At 57.9% G+C, this 20168-nt stretch carries 21 protein-coding genes; 19 read left to right on the forward strand and 2 right to left on the reverse strand.

Annotated features, from left to right (window positions below; genetic code table 11):
- The first annotated feature begins 53 nt into the window (after nucleotides 1–53).
- Both purF and BM029_RS00970 read left to right on the forward strand, forming a co-directional pair.
- Complete coding sequence (gene purF / locus BM029_RS00965) at nucleotides 54–1571, forward strand: amidophosphoribosyltransferase (RefSeq protein ID WP_092431774.1); 1518 nt, start codon at nucleotides 54–56, stop codon at nucleotides 1569–1571.
- Between the two features lie 154 nt (nucleotides 1572–1725).
- Nucleotides 1726–2961 (forward strand): cystathionine gamma-synthase family protein, encoded by a 1236-nt coding sequence (locus BM029_RS00970; protein WP_092431776.1) that lies wholly within the window; start codon nucleotides 1726–1728, stop codon nucleotides 2959–2961.
- Nucleotides 2962–3029: 68 nt separating this feature from the next.
- On the opposite strand, the gene BM029_RS00975 is transcribed toward BM029_RS00970, so the two are convergent.
- A complete protein-coding gene (locus tag BM029_RS00975; RefSeq protein WP_092431778.1) occupies nucleotides 3030–3611 on the reverse strand; it encodes an LOG family protein in 582 nt (193 codons plus the stop codon).
- Nucleotides 3611–4276 carry a TetR/AcrR family transcriptional regulator gene (locus BM029_RS00980; protein WP_092431780.1) on the reverse strand — a complete coding sequence of 222 codons (666 nt, stop codon included), beginning with the start codon at nucleotides 4274–4276 and terminating at the stop codon, nucleotides 3611–3613. The genes BM029_RS00975 and BM029_RS00980 overlap by 1 nt, the downstream gene beginning before the upstream one ends.
- A 241-nt stretch (nucleotides 4277–4517) precedes the next feature.
- Here BM029_RS00980 and BM029_RS00985 point away from each other — a divergent pair, with 241 nt between their 5' ends.
- The 17 genes from BM029_RS00985 to BM029_RS01065 all read left to right on the forward strand — a co-directional run bounded on the left by BM029_RS00985 (nucleotide 4518) and on the right by BM029_RS01065 (nucleotide 20154).
- Nucleotides 4518–4709, forward strand: coding sequence for a DUF1289 domain-containing protein (locus BM029_RS00985; RefSeq protein ID WP_092431782.1), 192 nt, complete (start codon nucleotides 4518–4520; stop codon nucleotides 4707–4709).
- 472 nt (nucleotides 4710–5181) lie between these two features.
- Nucleotides 5182–5976 (forward strand): beta-ketoacyl synthase chain length factor, encoded by a 795-nt coding sequence (locus BM029_RS00990; RefSeq protein WP_244544845.1) that lies wholly within the window; start codon nucleotides 5182–5184, stop codon nucleotides 5974–5976.
- On the forward strand, nucleotides 5942–6748 hold the full coding sequence (locus BM029_RS00995) for a lysophospholipid acyltransferase family protein (RefSeq protein WP_092431785.1): 807 nt from the start codon (nucleotides 5942–5944) through the stop codon (nucleotides 6746–6748). Before BM029_RS00990 ends, BM029_RS00995 begins: the two co-directional genes overlap by 35 nt.
- Entirely contained in the window at nucleotides 6735–6995 is a 261-nt protein-coding gene (locus tag BM029_RS01000) for a phosphopantetheine-binding protein (RefSeq protein ID WP_092358167.1), read from the forward strand. The genes BM029_RS00995 and BM029_RS01000 overlap by 14 nt, the downstream gene beginning before the upstream one ends.
- A gap of 27 nt (nucleotides 6996–7022) precedes the next feature.
- The gene (locus BM029_RS01005) at nucleotides 7023–7277 is read left to right on the forward strand and encodes an acyl carrier protein (RefSeq protein ID WP_170850942.1); all 255 of its coding nucleotides are present in this window, start codon (nucleotides 7023–7025) and stop codon (nucleotides 7275–7277) included.
- A gap of 24 nt (nucleotides 7278–7301) precedes the next feature.
- A complete protein-coding gene (locus tag BM029_RS01010) occupies nucleotides 7302–7934 on the forward strand; it encodes a COG4648 family protein (protein ID WP_371329068.1) in 633 nt (210 codons plus the stop codon).
- Complete coding sequence (locus BM029_RS01015) at nucleotides 7927–9780, forward strand: ApeI family dehydratase (RefSeq protein ID WP_244544846.1); 1854 nt, start codon at nucleotides 7927–7929, stop codon at nucleotides 9778–9780. Before BM029_RS01010 ends, BM029_RS01015 begins: the two co-directional genes overlap by 8 nt.
- Nucleotides 9767–10534 carry a glycosyltransferase family 2 protein gene (locus tag BM029_RS01020; protein ID WP_092431791.1) on the forward strand — a complete coding sequence of 256 codons (768 nt, stop codon included), beginning with the start codon at nucleotides 9767–9769 and terminating at the stop codon, nucleotides 10532–10534. The genes BM029_RS01015 and BM029_RS01020 overlap by 14 nt, the downstream gene beginning before the upstream one ends.
- Nucleotides 10531–11493, forward strand: a complete 963-nt coding sequence (locus BM029_RS01025; protein ID WP_170850943.1) for an LpxL/LpxP family acyltransferase — start codon at nucleotides 10531–10533, stop codon at nucleotides 11491–11493. The genes BM029_RS01020 and BM029_RS01025 overlap by 4 nt, the downstream gene beginning before the upstream one ends.
- Nucleotides 11480–13063 (forward strand): HAL/PAL/TAL family ammonia-lyase, encoded by a 1584-nt coding sequence (gene hutH, locus BM029_RS01030; RefSeq protein WP_092431794.1) that lies wholly within the window; start codon nucleotides 11480–11482, stop codon nucleotides 13061–13063. Before BM029_RS01025 ends, hutH begins: the two co-directional genes overlap by 14 nt.
- Before the next feature lie 16 nt (nucleotides 13064–13079).
- A complete protein-coding gene (locus tag BM029_RS01035; protein ID WP_092432045.1) occupies nucleotides 13080–13526 on the forward strand; it encodes an acyl-CoA thioesterase in 447 nt (148 codons plus the stop codon).
- Nucleotides 13523–14140, forward strand: coding sequence for an outer membrane lipoprotein carrier protein LolA (locus BM029_RS01040; RefSeq protein ID WP_092431796.1), 618 nt, complete (start codon nucleotides 13523–13525; stop codon nucleotides 14138–14140). Before BM029_RS01035 ends, BM029_RS01040 begins: the two co-directional genes overlap by 4 nt.
- 43 nt (nucleotides 14141–14183) lie before the next feature.
- Complete coding sequence (locus BM029_RS01045) at nucleotides 14184–16592, forward strand: MMPL family transporter (protein ID WP_092431798.1); 2409 nt, start codon at nucleotides 14184–14186, stop codon at nucleotides 16590–16592.
- A complete protein-coding gene (locus BM029_RS01050; protein ID WP_092431800.1) occupies nucleotides 16576–17826 on the forward strand; it encodes an NAD(P)/FAD-dependent oxidoreductase in 1251 nt (416 codons plus the stop codon). Before BM029_RS01045 ends, BM029_RS01050 begins: the two co-directional genes overlap by 17 nt.
- Nucleotides 17817–18461, forward strand: coding sequence for a DUF3261 domain-containing protein (locus tag BM029_RS01055; RefSeq protein WP_092431801.1), 645 nt, complete (start codon nucleotides 17817–17819; stop codon nucleotides 18459–18461). Before BM029_RS01050 ends, BM029_RS01055 begins: the two co-directional genes overlap by 10 nt.
- A gap of 2 nt (nucleotides 18462–18463) precedes the next feature.
- A complete protein-coding gene (locus BM029_RS01060) occupies nucleotides 18464–19669 on the forward strand; it encodes a beta-ketoacyl-ACP synthase (RefSeq protein WP_092431802.1) in 1206 nt (401 codons plus the stop codon).
- A complete protein-coding gene (locus BM029_RS01065; RefSeq protein ID WP_371329069.1) occupies nucleotides 19666–20154 on the forward strand; it encodes a hotdog family protein in 489 nt (162 codons plus the stop codon). The genes BM029_RS01060 and BM029_RS01065 overlap by 4 nt, the downstream gene beginning before the upstream one ends.
- Nucleotides 20155–20168: the final 14 nt, after the last annotated feature.

Genomic DNA, 20168 nt, shown 5'->3' on the forward strand with positions numbered 1-20168 from the left:
TTGCATGAGTCCCATTGAGTAGTCCCGGATTGTTTATTGTTTAGGAGTCCACCATGTGTGGCATAGTCGGCATCGCTTCCCACAACCCCGCTAATCAGCTCATTTATGATGCCTTGTTGCTTTTGCAACATCGTGGTCAGGATGCGGCGGGGATCGCTACCAATCACGGCAACGGATTTTTCATGCATAAGGCCAACGGCCTGGTGCGCGACGTCTTCCGTACCCGCAACATGCGCTCGCTGCCAGGTAATTTCGGCATCGGCCAGGTGCGTTATCCGACTGCAGGCACCGCCAGCGCGGAAGAGGCGCAACCGTTTTACGTCAATGCGCCATTCGGCATCATCCTGGCGCACAACGGCAACCTGACCAACGCCGAGCAGCTGAAAATCGAGATGTTCAAAAACGATAGACGGCATATCAACACCGATTCCGACACCGAAGTGTTGCTGAACGTACTGGCGCATGAAATTCAGCAAGCAACTATCGGTTACTCGCTCGATCCTGGCGTCTTGTTCAAGGCCGTATCGAGCGTCCACAAACGTGTGCGCGGTTCTTACGCCGTGGTGGCGCAGATTGCAGGCCATGGTTTGCTGGCATTCCGCGATCCGTACGGAATCCGGCCACTGTGCATCGGCCTCAACGAAACCGACAAGGGCACCGAATACGTCATCGCCAGCGAGTCGGTTGCTCTGGAAGGCCTGGGTTTCCGCTTCCTGCGCGATGTGATGCCGGGTGAAGCGATTTTCATCGACATCGACGGCCAGATGTATAACCAGCAATGCGCTGACAATCCGACCCTGAATCCTTGCGCCTTCGAATTCGTTTACCTGGCCCGCCCTGATTCGATCATCGACGGCGCATCGGTGTACGCAACCCGCCTGAAAATGGGCGAGTATCTGGCAGACAAGATCAAGCGCGAATTTCCTGGTGGCGACATCGATGTGGTCATGCCGATTCCCGATTCGTCCCGTCCTGCGGCAATCCAGCTGGCGCTCAAGCTGAATATCGAATACCGCGAAGGCTTCATCAAGAACCGTTACATCGGCCGCACCTTCCTGATGCCAGGGCAGGCAATCCGCAAGAAATCGGTACGCCAGAAACTCAATGCGATCGGCTCCGAGTTCAAGGGCAAGACCGTATTGCTGGTCGACGATTCGATCGTGCGCGGCACTACCAGCCGTGAAATCGTGCAGATGGCGCGTGATTCCGGCGCCAAGCGGGTGATCTTTGCCTCGGCTGCGCCACCGGTCAAGTTCCCGAACGTCTACGGCATCGACATGCCGACCCGCGGCGAGCTGATCGCCTACGGTCGTACCGATGAAGAAGTCTGTCGTGAAATTACCGCCGACGCATTGGTGTATCAGGATATCGACGCCCTCAAGCGTTCGATTTCCGACGTCAATCCTTTGCTGCGCAATTTCGAAGCATCCTGCTTTGATGGCAACTACATCACCGGCGACATTTCGCGCGATTACCTCGACCGCATCGAGTTCGCACGCAATAATCCAAAGCCGGAAAGCGAAGATGCGGTGCGTTCGCAGTTGAATCTGAGTCTGGCGCAAGTTGACTGATTGTCGGGTGTAGCTGAAGTAGGGTGGGCACGCCTTTGTGCCTAGGCGTGACCTTAAATACACCGGTCACGCTATAGGTGCATCGAGGTCCCGCGTGGGCACAAAGGCGTGCCCACCCTACGCGCCAAAGCTCTCAAATAAGTATTGATCAAATATGACTTCACGATACGGCTTCACCACCACCATCCTGCACAGCGACCGGCAAAAAACCATCGAGCACGGCGCGCCGCACAAGCCTATCCACACCTCGGTAACCTGGGGGTACAGCGATGCGCGCCAGCTGGCCGAAGTGTTCCAGGGCAAGCAATCGGGTTACCGCTATGGTCGCCAGGGCAACCCGACCGTCGCAGCGCTTGAAGACAAAGTGACAAAAATGGAAGGGGCTCTCGCCACCATCTGTTTCGCTTCCGGCATGGCGGCCATCGGGGTGCTGGTGCAAGCCTTGCTGCGCGAAGGCGATCACGTGGTGTCGTCGGTATTTTTGTTCGGGAACACTGCCAGCCTGTGGCAAACGTACGTTGGCCAGGGCGGTAAAGTGAGCATGGTCGACGCTACAGATGTGGCGCAGGTGGAAGCCGCTTTGACGCCGGCTACACGCATGGTGTTCGTTGAAACCATCGCCAATCCGCGTACCCAGGTTGCCGACCTCAAGCGCATCGGCGATTTGTGTCGCGAGCGCGGCATTTTATTCGTGGTGGATAACACCATGACTTCGCCCTATCTGTTCCAGCCGAAATCGGTGGGCGCAGGACTGGTGGTCAATTCCCTGACCAAATCGATCGGCGGCCATGGCAATGCATTGGGCGGCGCGCTTACCGATACCGGCTTGTTTGACTGGAGCTGCTATCCCAACATTCTCGATGCCTACAAGCGCAATCCGCAGCCGCAATGGGGGATGGCGCAGATCCGCGCCAAAGGCTTGCGCGACTTCGGCGCATCTCTAGGGCCCGAGGCGGCCCACCATATCGCCGTCGGCGCAGAAACCGTGGCGTTGCGGATGGAGCGTAGCAGCGCCAGTGCACTCGCTGTGGCGCAGATGCTGGAAGCCGATCCGCGGGTGGCGGCAGTACACTACCCGGGCTTGAAATCACATCCGCAGCACGCGTTGGCAGCCGATCTGTTCCGCGCGTCGGGTTATCTGTTCAGTTTTGAATTGAAGCCGGAGATCGATTGTTTCGATTACCTGAACCGGTTGAAGCTGGCGATTTCCGGCACCCATCTGGGCGACAACCGCACCCTGGTCATCGCGGTTGCCCATACCATCTTCTATGAGATGGGAGCAGAGCGCCGCGCTGCCATGGGCATCAGCGAATCGCTGATCCGGGTATCGATCGGAATCGAGGATACAGCCGACCTGGTGGAAGATTTCCGGCAAGCGCTGCAGGCTTAATCCGGCAGCACTATATAAAACGGGGTGGACATTTTACTGTCCACCCCGTTTGCATTTCAAATTGCATTTCAGATGGTGTTGCGGTCCAGCCATTTCGGCACGTGATGCGGCACAAACGACCTGAACCGTTGCAGCAGGTCCGCAGGCTGCGCTTCCGCTATCAGGATTTCCGCCTGTTCGCCTTTCAGGAAGCGTTGCGACACCATGTGCTGGATGAACTGCAGCAAACCGTCGTAAAAACCGTCGACGTTCAGCAAGCCGATCGGTTTCTGGTGAAAACCCAATTGGGCCCAGGTAAATACCTCAAACAATTCTTCCAGCGTGCCGACGCCGCCCGGCATAGCGATAAAGCCATCTGACAGGTCGGCCATCATCGCTTTGCGCTCATGCATGTCCTTGACGATATGCAGCTGCGTCAGGCCGTTGTGACCCAGTTCTTTTTTTAGCAGCGCTTCCGGGATAACGCCGGTGGCCTGGCCGCCCAGGCGCATGACTTCATCGGCAATAATTCCCATCAGGCCGACATTGCCGCCGCCGTACACCAGCGCGATATTCTGTTCGACCATGGCTTTCGCCAGTTCGCGCGCGGCCTGCGCATAGACCGGCGTGGCGCCGGGAGACGAGCCGCAATAAATACAGAGAGATTTCATCAGACGTTGTTTTGCAAATATTTGGTTTTCAATTGTTCAAAATGGACTAGCGTTTCGCCGCGCAGATAGGGCTGCATCAGCGCCAGCACCTGGTAACAGCCGCTGGCCAGAGCATGTTCGACTACAGCTTGCTCCGTATATTGGCGAGGATTCAGGACGTACTGGTATGACAGCCAGTAACTGGCAACCACCACCATGTTGGACGACAGGGCGTCGATCTCGGCCGGAGTGGCATGCAGCGCCTTGTCTTCGTGCAAGCCATGGCACAGCTCTTTGACCACCGCAATCTTGTGACCGAAGATTTCCTTGAAATGGAGCTCCAGGGTGCGATTGCGCGACAACAGGTCGTTGAGATCGCGATAGAAGAAGCGATAGCGCCAGATCAGCTGGAACATGTGGTGCAGATAATGCCAGACGTCGATCATGGTAGGGCGCTGACCTTGCGTCATTGCCAGCATGCGGCTGATTTCTTCCTCGAACGTGACGAAAATCGAATTGACGATATCGTCCTTGTTGCGGAAATGGTAGTACAGGTTTCCCGGCGAGATCTTCATCTCGTCGGCGATGATGGTGGTGGTGATATTGGGTTCGCCGAACTCATTGAAGAGTCGCAGCGACAGATCCATGATTTTTTCGCGGGTGCGACGCGGCGCCTTTTGCTCCATGACTTGTTTTCTTTCTGATATCCAGTCCGCAATGCTGTTTTACCAATTGGTAAATACGTTTAGTGAAGATTGTATATTGCTTCGTGCCTATCGTCGTAGTTTGCATTGCTGAAATGATAGTAAACATATTATCGGCCAGCCTGATCAACGTGCCTAATCATCGCACCCATCCTTCTGCTGTTATAAAATGGAACGCCTGGTGTCAATATCCCGGCAACGCTTTACATCTTAAAAGGTCAGCATGTCAGAGTCTCCTCCGCAACGTCCCGATACCCCATGCGTGGCGGTTTGTTCCACCACTTTCGACGACGTCTGTCGCGGTTGCGGCCGTACCGTCAACGAAGTTGCCCATTGGGTTTTCATGACCGAGGAAGAGAAAACCGAGGTCTGGCAACGAATTACCGCCGAAGGCTATCCACGCCGGCAAGGGTAGTTGCAGATCTTGACTGCCTGCGGCGGATTGGCGCCGTCGACGGCGAGTCACATCGATGCCATTTGCAGCAGGCGATCGACAGCAGTGCCATCTATTAGTCGATCCGATCAAAATCGATCTTGTCTTCTCTGCAACGTTTTGCGCCGGTCACCAGAATTGTGTTGTTTCCGATCACCAATATGACTGTAACTGAATGAAAATGATCGGGTTTGCACCGTTCTTTATGTTAAAACTTGCTGTATATTTCGGCGTAAAAACAAGCTCTGTCATAAGGGATTGCAAGAAAAGGTTACCGATAGTGATAGGGCATGGTTAATAATGTTTCTCTGCGGCATGTGGCCGTGTATAGCTTATAATGCCGCGCGAAATGCAGGGCTTATGATTGAAATTACGACTGGAATTGCCATCGGCTCAACTCCCAAGATTGCTGGCAGAACAGGAAGCGATTTGATGGATGTTGGAGAATGGTGAGATGAAACTAGGGGGTGTCAGGTTTTCAATTGTATCTGACGCGGCATGGGCGCCTGGACTGGATACGGCTGCAGCATGGCTGACGTGGGCCAACGATCCATACGTCATTGCGGGCAGTGGCGAAGCTGCTGTTTCCGCCATGCCTGCCATGTTGCGCCGGCGTGCGGGCGCCATGGGCAAAATGGCATTGGAAGCGGCTTACCGTTGCCTCGATGGCAAGGCCGGTGTGCCAACCGTGTTTTGTTCTCGCCACGGGGAATGCGTGCGTTCGGTAGAGTTGCTGGCCGATCTGGCGCAAGGTCAACCTCTGTCTCCCACCTCTTTCAGTTTGTCAGTCCACAATGCTGCTGCCGGCTTGTTTTCCATTGCCCGTCAGGATCAGGCCAGTCACGCCGCCTTGGCGGCGGGTCACAGTGGTGTGGAACATGCCGTAATTGAGGCCTGCGGCTTGCTTGCGGACGGTGCGGCCGAGGTGTTGCTGGTGGTTTATGACGGTTTTTTGCCGGAGATATTTGAAGAATTTCAGGATTGCCAGGAGCAGCCATTTGCCTGGGCCTGGTTAATACGATCAGCGCAGCCGACAGAGCTGGCAGGCACGGAATTGCGGAATACCGGTAGTACCATTTCTCTGTCCTGGAGCGGACAGGCTGGAGTTGAAATGGATGCAACGGAACAGGAGCCGGCAAGCGGCCGGCAATCTGCGGGTTTGGAAGTGCTGGCTTTTTATCTACGCCAGGATTCCGAGCTGATCCGCATGGTCGATGGCCGCCGATGGTGCTGGAGGCGTCTTGCTTAAGCGTGCAAACCGCTATTGGCGCGTGCTGGCAACCGGTTTCAGCTTTGTGCTGTTTGCAGTTGGCGGCTTGCTCTTGCGTGTCACGGTTTTCCCGGTAATGAATCTGCTGATTTGGGAGCGGCAACTGCGCATAGTGGTAGCGCGCCGTGTGATTCGCCTGGCATTTCGCGGTTTTGTCGGATGCATGCGATGGCTGGGTGTATTGAACTACGAAATCAGCGGGCTGGAACGATTGGAGCGGCAAGGTTTGTTGATCCTGGCAAACCACCCGACCTTGATTGACACCGTGTTCCTCATGGCTTTTGTCAAACGTGCGGATTGCATAGTCAAAGGCAGGCTCTGGGATAATCCGTTTACGCGCGGGGCGGTCGGCGCCGCCGGCTACATCAGCAACGACCGCGGCAGCGAACTGATCGAAGATTGCATCAGCTCCTTGCGGCGCGGCAGCAACCTGATTGTTTTCCCGGAGGGCACTCGCACTGCCGGTGATGGCCAAATCAGCTTGAAACGCGGTGCGGCGAATATCGCCGTGCGCAGCTCGTCAAATGTGACGCCGGTAATAATCCGCTGCCGGCCGCCGACTTTGGGCAAGGGCAGCAAGTGGTGGCAGGTGCCGCCGGTAGCCGCGCATTTCAGCATTGAAGTAAAAGAGGATATAGAGGTACAACAATTTTTGGCAAAAGCCGGTAGCGAAGTATTGGCAGCAAGGCATTTAACTGCCTATCTGCAAGATTATTTTAGGAAAGAAAGCCAGGGCTATGCAGCAGCTTGAAGAAGAAGTGAAGCAGATCATCATCGATGTTCTGCAGTTGGAGGATATCACTACGGCCGATATCGTCACCGACGCGCCGTTGTTTGTCGACGGTCTCGGCCTGGATTCGATCGACGCGCTGGAATTGGGCGTAGCGATCCAAAAGCGCTACGGCATTTCATTGTCGGCAGACTCGGCGGAGACGCGTAACCATTTTGCATCGGTACGCGCGCTGGCTGCGATGATTGCCAGCAATAGAAAGAAGTGACGGTGTGAAATGATATTGACCAACTCCATGAGCAAGGAAGAAATTTACCTGTGGCTGGTGAATGTGTTGCATGAAATGTTCGAAGTCGACAAGGACCGGGTGACGCCGCAAGCCAATCTGTATACGGATCTGGATATCGATAGCATCGATGCGGTAGATCTGGTGGTCAAGCTCAAGCAGCTTACCGGCAAGCGTTTGCAGCCCGATGTGTTCAAGGCCGTCCGTACCGTGCAAGACGTGGTCGACGCGCTGGCCGACTTGCTGGCAGAGGATGGCAAGTAAGATTGCCAGGGATCTTCAGACAGGATGCAGAATATACCCGATAGCAAGCTCAAGTTCAGGCTTATGCGCTTTTTCCCCACCCTGGTGAGCTTGCTGGTCACCTTGCTCTATCCGCTCGCGATCTGGTTCGGACACGGGCGGGTCGAGCCGCGCTTGCTGGCGCTGTTGCTGGTGGTGGCCGCCGCTACCCGCCTGCCGACCCTGAAACTGAATCGCGCCAGCCGCTGGTGGCTGGCCGGCGCCTTGCTGTTGGCGGCGCTGGCGATATGGAACAATGCTTTGCTGCCGTTGAAGCTATATCCGGTGCTGGTCAATCTCGGCATGCTGGTGGTGTTCGGCTACAGTTTGCATGCGCCGCCATCGGTGATTGAACGCATGGCCCGCCTGAGCGATCCGGCTTTACCGGCCTACGCGATTGCTTATACGCGCCGGGTTACCCAGGTATGGTGCGTCTTTTTCGTCATCAATGGCACGTTGGCCCTGCTGACAGCCATCTGGGCCTCTGCCGCCGTCTGGTCGTTCTACAACGGCGTCATGGCTTATGTGCTGATGGGGTGCTTGTTTGCCGGTGAATATCTGGTGCGGATCATTGTCCGGCGCCGTCATCGTCGACTCGATGCACAACAGGCCGGGCAAGCGGATGGGCAACATGTTTAATCCTCCTGATTTGCTGACGTTACTGAGTGCGCCATCCGGTCGCAATCCAGGGCAGGTGCAGGGCCAGAAGCAGGGCCAAGAGCGCGAGCGCCCGTTCGCATGGCGCGACGGCAAGCCGCTCAGCCATGCCTGGCTGGTTACGCAGGTTGCCGCCTGGCGGCGCTTGCTGTCGCGTCAGGCAGGATCGCGCTTCGCCTTGTATTCAAGCGACAGCGCCACCTTTGCCTGCATCTTGCTGGGCGCATGGCAAGCCGACAAGACGATTTATTTGCCGGGCGACGTGCTGCCTGCCACCTGCGCCAATCTGAGCGCGCTGGTAGATGGCTACCTGGGTGAATTCCCGCCCCAATATGCGCCGTTGGCCCTCGATATCGACGACGCTAATGCTAACGATGGCCATAACCATAGCCACGCAGAACCCGAATTCAAAGCGTTGTTGCCGGATTTTCCCGGATTGGTGATCTATACCTCGGGTAGCACCGGCGAGCCGCAAGCCGTACCGAAATTTTTGTCTCAACTGGCCACCGAAGTGGCGTCTCTGGAACAGTTGTTTGGCTCCAGAATCGGCAACGCCGATGTCGTCTCCACGGTCTCGCACCAGCATATTTACGGATTACTGTTCAAGATACTGTGGCCCTTGACCAACGGCCGTGTAATACACGCGCAGCAAATCGCTTATCTGGAAGAGCTTCAGCCGCAGCCTGAAGGCAAACCGGTCATCCTGATATCAAGTCCTGCCCACCTGAGGCGGCTGCCCGGCACGTTTACACGTGATCAGGTTGCTTCGATACGCGCCATATTTTCATCCGGCGGTCCGTTGGTGGCAGAGGTTGCCGTGGCTGCCGGGGCGCTGTTGGGATCGATCCCGGTTGAGGTGTACGGTAGTTCTGAAACCGGTGGCGTGGCCTGGCGCCAACGTGTCGTCGGCGCAGACGACAGCTGGCAAGTGATGCCTGCGATTACCTGGCGCGTCGGCGTTAACGACGACGTGCTTGAAATCTGCTCGCCGCATTTGCCCGACTCCGATTGGTACGCATTGGCTGATCAGGTGCAGCTTATCGACCCGCAACGCTTTCGTTTGAAAGGGCGCGTCGATCGTATCGTCAAAGTCGAAGAAAAACGCATTTCTCTGGATGGGTTGGAACGGCAGCTGAAGGCTATGAAGCAAGTGGCAGATGCGCGCGTTTTGTTGATCGGGCAGCCAGAGTTGCAGCATACGTCGCAACATGAGTCTCGACAACGACAGCGGATTGCCGCCTTCGTTGTGCCGTCCGCTGCCGGCCTGCAAGTTCTGGCAACGCAGGGCAAGCTGGCCTTGAATCGCATGCTGCGCAACGGTATGGCGCATGCGGTGGAAGCGGTTGCGTTGCCGCGTAGCTGGCGTTATCTGGACGCGATGCCGGTCAACGCGCAAGGCAAGACCACCCGCGCCGATTTGCTGGCGCTGCTGGAATCGCCGGCGCCGGCCAGCTCAAACCCGGCCGAGCTTCCGCGCAAGCCGCTGGTGCGCATGCTGGAACAGGAAACCGATCGCGTATTGCTGGAGTTGACAGTGCCAGCCGATCTCCTGTATTTCGACGGCCACTTTGATGGTGCCTCGATTTTGCCTGGCGTAGTGCAACTCGATTGGGCGATCAGCTATGGACGCCAGTATTTTCCATTGGCGCCGCATTTCCGCGGCATGCTCGGCTTGAAATTTCAACGTGTGATTTTGCCGGGCGCGGTAGTACAACTGGAGTTGCTGCACGATACTCAAAAAAGCAGCCTGGCGTTTCGCATGATGTCGGCAGCCGGACCGCATGCCAGCGGCCGCATCACGTTTGGAGCGGGCCATGCAGCAAGCTGAATTCAGGCCATGCGCGGTGATCCCGGTCTACGACCATGAACATGCCATCGGTACGGTGCTGGCGGCAGTACTGGCACACGACTTGCCTTGCGTACTGGTGGACGATGCCAGTTCGGCCTCGTGTGCGGCGGTGCTGGATGAATTGGCAGCCGCTCATCCGGGGGAGGTCACCTTGTTGCGCCATGCAGTCAATCGCGGCAAGGGCGGCGCCGTGTTGACGGGTGTCCGGCATGTTGCTGCAGCAGGCTACAGCCACGTGCTGCAGATCGATGCCGACGGCCAGCACAGCACCGACGACATCCCGCGGTTTTTGCAGCAGGCCGCTGCCCAGCCGCAAAGCGTGATCGCCGGTTGTCCGCAATATGACGATAGCGTGCCGTCGGTGCGTTTTTATGGGCGCTATCTGACGCACGTCTGGGTCTGGATCAATACCTTGTCGTTGGATATCAAGGACTCGATGTGCGGATTCCGCGTGTATCCCTTGCCGTCCCTGATGCACCTGGTGCGGCGCAGGCACATCGGCGAACGGATGGATTTCGATACCGAGGTGCTGGTGCGTTTGTACTGGGATGGCGTGCCAGTCGTCAATCTGCCGACGCGCGTGACTTACCCCATGGACGGTGTATCGCATTTCCGCGTTGGCCGCGACAATCTGCTGATCTCGCGTATGCACGCGACCTTGTTCCTTGGCATGCTGATACGTGCGCCGCGCTTGCTAGGGCGTCGTCTGTGGTTGGCGCGAGGCCGATCTTGAGCGCCAGCCAGCAACATTGGGCGCAGATCAACGAAGCCAGCTTCGTGGGTGGCATGCGGCTGTTGTTCGCGATCTACCGGATCGCCGGCCGCTGGCCGTTTCGCCTGGTTCTGTACCCGGTGCTAGTCTGGTATTTGCTGAGGAAGCCGGCCGCCCGCCGCGCTTCCATGCTTTATTTGCAGCGGCTTTGCGATTTCAGTCCGGCCGTGGCCAGGCTTAACCGGATTCGACCGGACTGGCGCGGGGTGTTCCGGCATTTTGCTGCGTTTGCCGAAAATATCCTCGACAAGATGTTGTTGTGGGGCGGCTTGTTCAAGACTGCCGACGTGGTTTCGTTCGGCCGCGAGCAGATCCAGCAAAGCATACAGGCGCAACGTGGCGGCCTGCTGATTTGTGCGCATCTGGGCAATCTTGAGTTGTGCCGGGTGCTGTCGCGCCAGCATCACGCGTTACGCATTACGGTGCTGGTGCATACCAAGCACGCCCAGGCGTTTAACCGGCTGTTGGCCAAACTTGATCCGGACAGCCAGTTGAACCTGATGCAGGTTACCGAGATGACACCCGCTACCGCCATGCTGCTGGCGGAGAAAGTAGGGCGCGGCGAGTTTGTCGCGATTGCCGGCGATCGTATCCCGGTGGCGGCCGTGCCACGCGTCGCATATGCCTCATTCCTGGGCGAAAAGGCGGCCTTCCCGGTTGGCCCGTATGTATTGGCCAGCCTGTTGCAGTGCCCCGTCTACCTGCTGTTCTCGATGACAAAAAACGGCCGCTCCGAATGTCATTTCGAATTGTTTCGGGAAACGATTCAACTACCGCGCAAGAGCCGCGATGAAGTCTTCCATGAACTGGCCGCCGCCTATGCGGCAAGGCTGGAGCATTTTTGCTTGAAAGCTCCGCTGCAATGGTTCAATTTTTACGATTTTTGGCATTTATCCGGGTACAAAGATGCATCTCGCTGAACTGAAAGACTTGTCTGCCATAGCATCGCAGGCGCCGACACCACGCACTGTCCGTTTCGACCAAGGCCGATTAACGGTCGAAGACATTGTCGACATCGCTTCGGGATCGGCCAAGGTCGTGTTGTCCGACGAGCCGGCATTCCGCGCCGCAATCAGCCGCGGCGCCGACTTCCTCGATCGCCTGTTGCGTGAGGACGGCACCATCTACGGCGTTACTACGGGTTATGGCGACTCCTGCACCGTTACCGTCCCGCCCGAACTGATCGCAGAATTGCCGCATCATTTGTACACCTATCACGGTTGCGGTTTGGGCGAATTGTTTACCCCGGCCCAAACCCGGGCCATCATGGCGGCGCGGCTGGCGTCGCTCAGCAAAGGATACTCCGGTGTCAGTGTCGGCCTGCTGGAACAGATCGCCCGCTTGCTGAAAGAGGATTTGCTGCCCCTGATCCCGTCCGAAGGATCGGTCGGTGCCAGTGGCGACCTGACACCGCTGTCATACCTGGCTGCCGTACTGTGCGGCGAACGGGAAGTTTGGCGCAACGGTGTCAAGGTCGGCGCCGCCGAGGCCCTGGCGGCAGCCGGTATTACGCCACTGCGCCTGCGGCCGAAAGAAGGCCTGGCGATCATGAACGGCACCGCGGTAATGACGGCGCTGGCATGCCTGGCTTATGACCGCGCGCAATACCTGGTGCGTATCGCTACCCGGATTACCGCCATGGCGAGTTTCGCTTTGGATGGCAACGCCCATCATTTCGACGCCACTTTATTTTCCGTCAAGCCGCACGCCGGCCAGCAGCAGGTGGCCGCCTGGCTGCGACAGGATTTGCCGGTAGATGACGCACCGCGCAATCAACAACGGTTGCAGGATCGCTACTCCATCCGTTGCGCACCGCATGTGATCGGCGTGTTGGCGGATGCTTTGCCGTGGATGCGAGAGTCGATTGAAAACGAATTGAATAGCGCCAACGACAATCCGATCATCGACGCCGAAAATGAGCGCGTACTGCACGGCGGCCATTTCTATGGCGGCCATATCGCGTTCGCCATGGATAGCATGAAAAACGCTGTCGCCAATGTCGCCGATTTGCTTGACCGGCAAATGGCGTTGCTGGTTGATAGCCGTTACAACCATGGCCTGCCGGCTAATCTGTCTGGCGCCGAAGGTCCGCGCGCCAGCATTAACCACGGTTTGAAGGCGCTGCAAATCAGCGCCTCTGCCTGGACCGCTGAAGCGCTCAAGCAGACCATGCCGGCTTCGGTGTTTTCCCGCTCTACCGAATGCCACAATCAAGACAAGGTCAGCATGGGCACGATCGCCGCCCGCGATTGCCTGCGCGTGTTGCAACTGACCGAACAGGTAGTGGCCGCACTGTTGATCAGCGTGCGCCAAGGCGTCTGGCTGCGCTCCCGGCTGGATGGCGCCGTGCAACCGCAACAGAACGTGCAACAGATGATGGAAGCGCTGGCGGCCGACATTGCCGTGATACAGGAAGACCGCATGCTGGAACCGGATCTGCGTCGTTTGCTGGAGCGCATCCGCCTCAAGCAATGGCAGTTGTATGTGTAACACCGTGAGTGAAGTCATGACTAGCCTGCACACCAAATTACCTGTCAAAGAGCACTGGTCCGCAGAGGTGGAATTGCAAGTGCAATTCTTTGATCTCGATCCGATGCAGATCGTCTGGCATGGCAACTATGTCAAGTACCTGGAAGTGGCGCGCTGCGCGCTGCTGGATAAACTGGATTACAACTATCCGGAAATGCAGGCTTCCGGCTACTCCTGGCCGATCATCGATTTGCACCTGCGCTACGCCCATCCGGCCGCATTCGGGCAGCGCATCAAGGTGCGCGCCAGCGTTACCGAATGGGAAAATCGCCTCAAGATCGCCTACGTGATTACCGACAGCGTCAGCGGCCAGCGCCTTAGCCGTGGCACTACTACGCAAGTCGCGGTGGATATGACGACTCACGAAATGTGTTTTGCGTCGCCGCCCGTGTTGTTTAAAAAATTAGGGATTGAGCAAGTATGAAACGAAGTCTCATAGTCGTCTTTTTAGCCGCGGTTTTAGCCGGCACGGCCATGCCGGCGCTGGCTGCCGCACCTGTGGAAAAAATCCAGTCGATGCTGGCGCGGCCGCCGATCTTGTGCGGGCGCTTCGATCAAACCAAGCAACTGGTCGGCATCAAGAAACCATTGCTGTCGAACGGCCGGTTTTGCGTGGTGAACGGCAAGGGTGTCCTGTGGCGCACCTTGCAACCGTTTCCCAATACGTTACGCCTGAAGCGCGACGAAATCGTGCAAATGCAGGGTGACCGGGTTGCCATGCGCATGGACGCCAAGCAAGAACCGGTAGTCAGGATGATTAACAGCGTGCTGTTTTCATTGCTGGCGGGTGATCTCAGTCAGCTGGAAACCCTGTTTCAACTGGACGGCAGCGTGCAGGGCAACAGCTGGAAAGTAGCGTTGACAGCGCGCGAACCGGCGCTGGCCAAGGCAATCGGTACGTTGGCGTTGACTGGCGGTGCGTACGTCAAGACCGTAACGATTAATGAGGCGAGCGGCGATCACACGGAAATCAATTTCTCCGCCCTGCAAAGCGGCAGCAGCGCGATGACTGCTGAAGAAGGGGCGGCAATTGAGTGATCCTGGTAATGACAGCAGCTTAAAAACTGGCTGGCCGAAGCGCATGGCGCTGATATGGGCCTTGGCGGTTGCTTTGCTGTTGGCGCACAACGGCTATCTGTGGCTGGTCAAAGGCGTCGTGCCGGATACCGACATCATGGCGCTGTTGCCAGTCGAGCAGCGCGATCCGGTGCTGCAACAGGCTTTCACGCATATGGTCGACGCCGCCCAGCAACGTGTGATCGTGCTGGTTGGCGCCGATGACTGGGAACATGCCCGCGCCGCTGCCGATGCCTACAACGCGGTGCTGTCCAAACATCAGGATCTGCTGCAGACCGGGGTTCAGCTGTCGGCGCAAAACCAGCAGGACTGGCTGGCGCCGTCGCAACAGATGCGGCTCAGCTTGCTGACACCGGCGCAACAGACAATGCTGCGTGAGCAAGCTCCAAAATATTGGGCCGACACCGCGCTGCAACAGTTGTACAGTCCGTTTTCCGGCCCCAAGCTGGGTGCCTGGCAAGACGATCCGTTCGGCTTGTTCAGCGGCTGGGTGCAAGCCCGTGCGCAAGAAACGCCGGTGCGTCCGCGCGACGGGTATCTGTTCGTCGAGAACAAGGGCCGCCCTTACATAATGCTGCTGCTGAATCTGCAACAGCCGGCATTCTCGATGGCGACCCAGCAGGCAGTGTTGCCGTTGCTGGAACAGGCTGGCAAAGCTGCGCGGCAAGCGGTGCCGACGGTCGAGTTGATCAGCGCCGGCGTGATCCTGCATGCGGGAGCCGGCAGCGCGCAAGCCAGCCGCGAGATGTCGACCATCGGCATCGGCTCGTTGCTGGGAATCGTGCTGCTGATGTGGCTGACCTTCCGTTCCTTGCGGCCGATCGGGTTGATCATGCTGTCGATCGGCATCGGTTGCATGGCCGCTTTTTCTTTGTGCTGGATGATATTCGGGCAAGTGCATTTGCTGACGCTGGTGTTCGGCGCCAGCCTGATCGGCGTGGCCCAGGATTACGGCATATATTTCTTGTGCAGCAGGGTTTCGGTAGATCCGTCGCTGGGATCATGGCAATTGCTGCGGCGCCTGTTGCCCGGCCTGGTGTTGACCCTGGCCGCTGCGGTGATCGGTTACGTTGGCCTGGCGCTGACCCCGTTTCCCGGGTTGCGGCAGATGGCCTTGTTCTCGGTACTGGGTTTGGTGTTCGCCTGGTTGACCGTGATTTTCTGGTTTCCAGCGTTGTTGACTGCGAATACCCTGAAAAGCTCTTCCTTTGCCGGTTGGGTCGGCCAGACCCGCCGGCATTGGCCGTTGCTGGGTTTGAACCGTGGCTCTGCAGTGGCGGCGCTATTGTTCGGCATTTTTGCCGTGGCCGGCATAACGCAGTTGACGGTGAACGACGATATCCGGTCCTTGCAGACACCGCCGAAAGCACTGCTGGCGGATCAGATCAAGCTGGGAAAGCTGCTGGATGCGCCGACACCGGTGCAGTTTTACCTGGTGCGCGGCGCCAGCGCGGAACAGGTATTGCAGCGTGAGGAAGCGCTCAAGCTGCGTCTGGAGCCCTTGATTGCCAAACACATTATCAGCGGCTATCAGGCGATGTCCAACTGGACACCGTCGATGCAGGCACAAGCCGCGAATCGCGCTTTGGTCACGCAGGCCTTGCTGGGTGCAGACGGCCCGTTGAAAGCACTGGCCGCGCAACTCGGTGAAGATGACAGCTGGGTCGCACAAATGCGCAGCCGGGCACTTAGCGCGGCGGCGGACGCCAACGGCGGCCGCGATCTTACCCCGGCCGAATTTTTGAAGAGCGCGGCCAGCGAGCCGTCGCGCCATCTCTGGTTAGGAAAAGTTGAAGGCAAGGGGGGGCAGGGTAGCGTCTACGCCAGCATCGTCGCTCTGCGCGGGCTTGATAATTACGGCAACCTGCCCGTGCTGAAGTTGGCTGCCGAACAACTGGACGGTGTGTCTTGGGTTGATAAGGTTAGCGAAATATCGTCAGTGCTAGGCCATTACCGGCAATATATGGGGTGGGTATTGTCAGGCGCCTATGTGGCAATCTACCTGTTGTTATTTACCCGCTATCGCAGCGCGGCCTGGCGCGTGCTGACGCCGCCGGCCATTGCCAGTATCGCTACTCTGGCTATGCTCGGCTTGCTTGGGCAGCCTTTGCAATTGTTCCATGTGCTGGCGCTGATGCTGATTCTCGGCCTTGGCGTGGACTACGGGATTTTCATGCAGGAACAAAGCATGCAACGCGATCGCTTCGCCTGGCTTACGGTCGGTTTGTCGGCTGCGAGCGCCTTGCTGTCGTTCGGTCTGCTGGCGTTGTCCGGCACGCCGCCGCTGCATGCATTCGGATTCACGATGTTAATTGGAATTGCCATTGTCTGGTTGATTGCGCCATGTTTTAGCCAGGATTCAGGTCCAGACCCACAACAGAAAAAAGAAGAAAAAAATGCAAACAAGAATTGAGCAGTGTGATGTGCTGGTAATCGGCGCCGGCCCGGCAGGCTCGGTGGCGGCGGCGTTGTTGTTGCAGCAAGGACGGCAAGTGCTGGTGCTGGAACGGGAGCAGTTTCCACGGTTTAGCATCGGCGAAAGCTTGCTGCCGCAGAGCATGGAGTATTTGCAGCAGGCCGGTATGCTGCAAGCCGTGGTGGAAGCCGGTTTCCAATACAAGAACGGCGCCGCTTTTGTGCGCGGAGAGCGCTATACGGATTTCGATTTCCGCGACAAGCATTCTGCAGGCTGGGGCACGACCTATCAGGTACAGCGCGCCCGGTTTGACCAGGTGCTGGCCAATGAAGCTGAGCGCCAGGGCGCCCAAGTGCGCTATCAGCACACCGTCACGGCGTTTGATGCGAATGGGGGAAAACCGCGGGTCACCGTGCATCACATGGACGATTCGGCCGACGGCTCGGAATACATAGTGGAAGCGGGGTTTGTACTGGACGCCAGCGGTTTCGGGCGCGTATTGTCGCGCTTGCTGGATTTGGAAACGCCATCGAATTTTCCGGTGCGCGGCGCCATTTTCACCCACATCGAGGATGGGATCGACGCCGCCGCAGCTGATTTTGATCGCAACAAGATCCGCATTACCGTGCATCCGGAACATTGCAATGTCTGGTACTGGTTGATTCCGTTTGCCGGCGGCCGCTGTTCCATCGGCGTGGTCGCCGAAACCGCTTTCCTGGAGCAGTTCAAGGGTAGCGAGACCGAACGTCTGCAGACGCTGGTAATGCAAGATCCGGCATCGCGCGCCTTGCTGAAGAATGCGAACTGGGATACGCCGGCCCGCCAGATCGTTGGTTATTCGTCCAACGTCAAGTCGCTCTGGGGCCAAGGTTATGCCTTGCTCGGCAATGCCGGGGAGTTTCTCGATCCGGTGTTTTCTTCCGGCGTCACGATCGCAGTCAAGTCCGCCAGCCTGGCCACCGCTGCTTTGCAACGTCAGTTTGCCGGTGAGGCCGTCGATTGGGAGAAAGAATATGCGATTCCACTGAAAAAAGGCGTCGATACTTTCCGCACCTTTGTCGATTCCTGGTACTCGGGCGGATTCCAGAAAGTCATTTTTTTTGAACAACAGCAGCCGGAGATACGTCGCATGATTGCCGCGATCCTGGCCGGCTATGCCTGGGACGACAGCAATCCATACGTAAAGGAGAGCAAACGTCGCCTGAGTACTTTGGAGGAGATATGCAGTTGAATTTGCCTGGCCGCCGCAGTTGGCAGAGCTTTGGCTTGCGGGCTTGCGTGCTGTTGGCGGTGCTTGCATTGGCCGCTTGTACAACGACGCCGGCATCGCAAGCACCGGCACGGCTGGGGTTGAAGCTGGCGCCGGCGAGCCTGGGCGCCAATATCAGCTTGCAACAGCATTTGACGGTCGAGAGAAACGGCCGCATCGACCAGCTCGATGCAGCAGTGGAAATCGATCCGCAGCACTTCAATATGGTCGGGCTGGCGTTTGGCCAGCGGGTCCTGAGCCTGCAGTATGATGGACAGACTTTACAGTCCTGGCGTCATCCGATGCTGCCGTCGCAGGTACGCGCTGAAGACGTGCTGGAAGACACGCAATTGACATTATGGCCACTGGCGGCGATCCGTCAGGCGCTGCCCGCAGGCTGGACAATCGAACAACATGGATTGCAGCGCAAGCTGCTGCTGCAAGGAGAGCCGGTAATGGTGATCAACTACAGCACGCCGACGCCATGGGATGGCAAAGTGGAGCTGAACAATTTGCGCTATCACTATCGCCTGACGATTGAATCGGTCAGCGACACGGCCGCTGACGGCCCGGCTTCACCTTCAGCCGCCCCCGGCGTACCTGCTGCGGCGCCATAACCATGCTTTATCTCAATCAACTCGGCATGATTTGTCCGCTTGGTGAAAGCCACGCAGAGATCGGCCGCCGCTTGTTCGCCGGCGATAGCGGGGTGGCCCTGACGCCGCGCTATTCTCATTCGCAATCGCAGGGACCGGAGCCACAGCCAGAACGTGAACTGGCGTTGGGTTGCGTGGATGCTGTTCTGCCCGACATCAGCATGCTGCCTCTAGGCCAGCGCAGCCGCAATAACCAGCTCGCTTTGGCGGCGCTGGCGCAGATCCGGCCGCAAGTGGACGCGGCCATCCAGCAGTTCGGTCCGGACAAGGTGGGGATCGTGCTCGGCACCAGCACCTCCGGCATCGCACAAAGCGAAGCGGCGTTTCGCTATCGGCTGGCAAATGGCCCGTTCCCTGCTGATTTTGCCTATGAACAGCAAGAGATGGCCTCGCCGGCGGCGACGTTGGCATCGGTGCTGGGCGTGACCGGGCCTGCCTATGTGCACTCCAGCGCCTGTGCGTCGAGCAGCAAGGCGATGGCTAGCGCTGCCCGTTTGATTAATATGGGGCTATGCGATGCGGTGCTGACCGGCGGGGTTGATTCTCTGTGCGCCTTCACCGTGGCTGGTTTTGCGGCGCTGGAGTCGGTCAGCACAGCGCGCTGCAATCCGTTCAGCGTCAATCGTAACGGTATCAATATCGGCGAGGGCGCAGCCTTGTTCTTGATGAGCAAGGTTGAGGCAGCAGTGAGCTTGCGCGGCTGGGGTGAATCTTCCGACGGGTATCATATTTCGGCACCGGATCCTTCCGGCGCGGGTGCCCGCAGCGCAATGGAACAAGCCCTGGCGCGCGCCGGTGTGGCGCCGAAACAAATCGACTATATCAACCTGCATGGTACTGCTACCGTGCAAAACGATGCCATGGAAGGACGGGCGATTGCCGCCGTGTTCGCCGACCACGTGGCGCTCAGCTCGACCAAGCCTTTTACCGGCCATGCGTTGGGAGCGGCCGGTGCAATTGAAGCGGGCTTATGTTGGCTGGCAATGCAAGACAGCAATCCGCAGGGCCAGCTGCCGCCGCATTTGTGGGATGGCGTCAGCGATCCCGGTTTGCCGCCGCTCAATCTGTCGCCCGTCGGCGCTCGTCTTGGACAGCCATTGCGTTTGGCTTTGAGTAACTCCTTTGCATTTGGCGGCGCCAATGCAAGTTTGCTGCTGGGGCGTGAATGATGAGTCAATCAAACATGGATCAGCCGAGCGCGGTCGATACTTTGGATATCCGGCGTTTCCTGCCGCACTCCGGCGCCATGGTCTTGCTGGACAGGTTGCTGGATGTGGGGCCGGAAGATTTGCTGGCCGAGGTGACTATCCGGCCGGACAGCATGTTTTGCGATGAACATGGCGTGCCGGGCTGGGTCGGCATAGAGTACATGGCGCAGGCAATTGCCGCCTACGCCGGTTATACCGCGCAGTTGCGCGGCGAGGCGGTGAAAATCGGTTTCTTGCTGGGTACCCGGCGCTATGAAGCCGGTTGTCACGGTTTTACTGTCGGCAGCCTGCTGAAAATACATGTGCACAGAGTACTGCAGGCAGACAATGGGATAGGATCGTTCGAATGCCGGATCCATGCCGGCAGCGAGCAACTGGCTAGCGCCACCATTACCGTGTTTCAGCCGGCTGATGCGGCTGTTTTTCTTGAGGGAAGTACCGAATGACGTTGGAATTGAAC

Origin of the sequence: Collimonas sp. OK607 (assembly GCF_900111995.1) — a bacterium.
In the GTDB taxonomy this organism is placed as follows: Bacteria; Pseudomonadota; Gammaproteobacteria; order Burkholderiales; family Burkholderiaceae_D; genus Collimonas.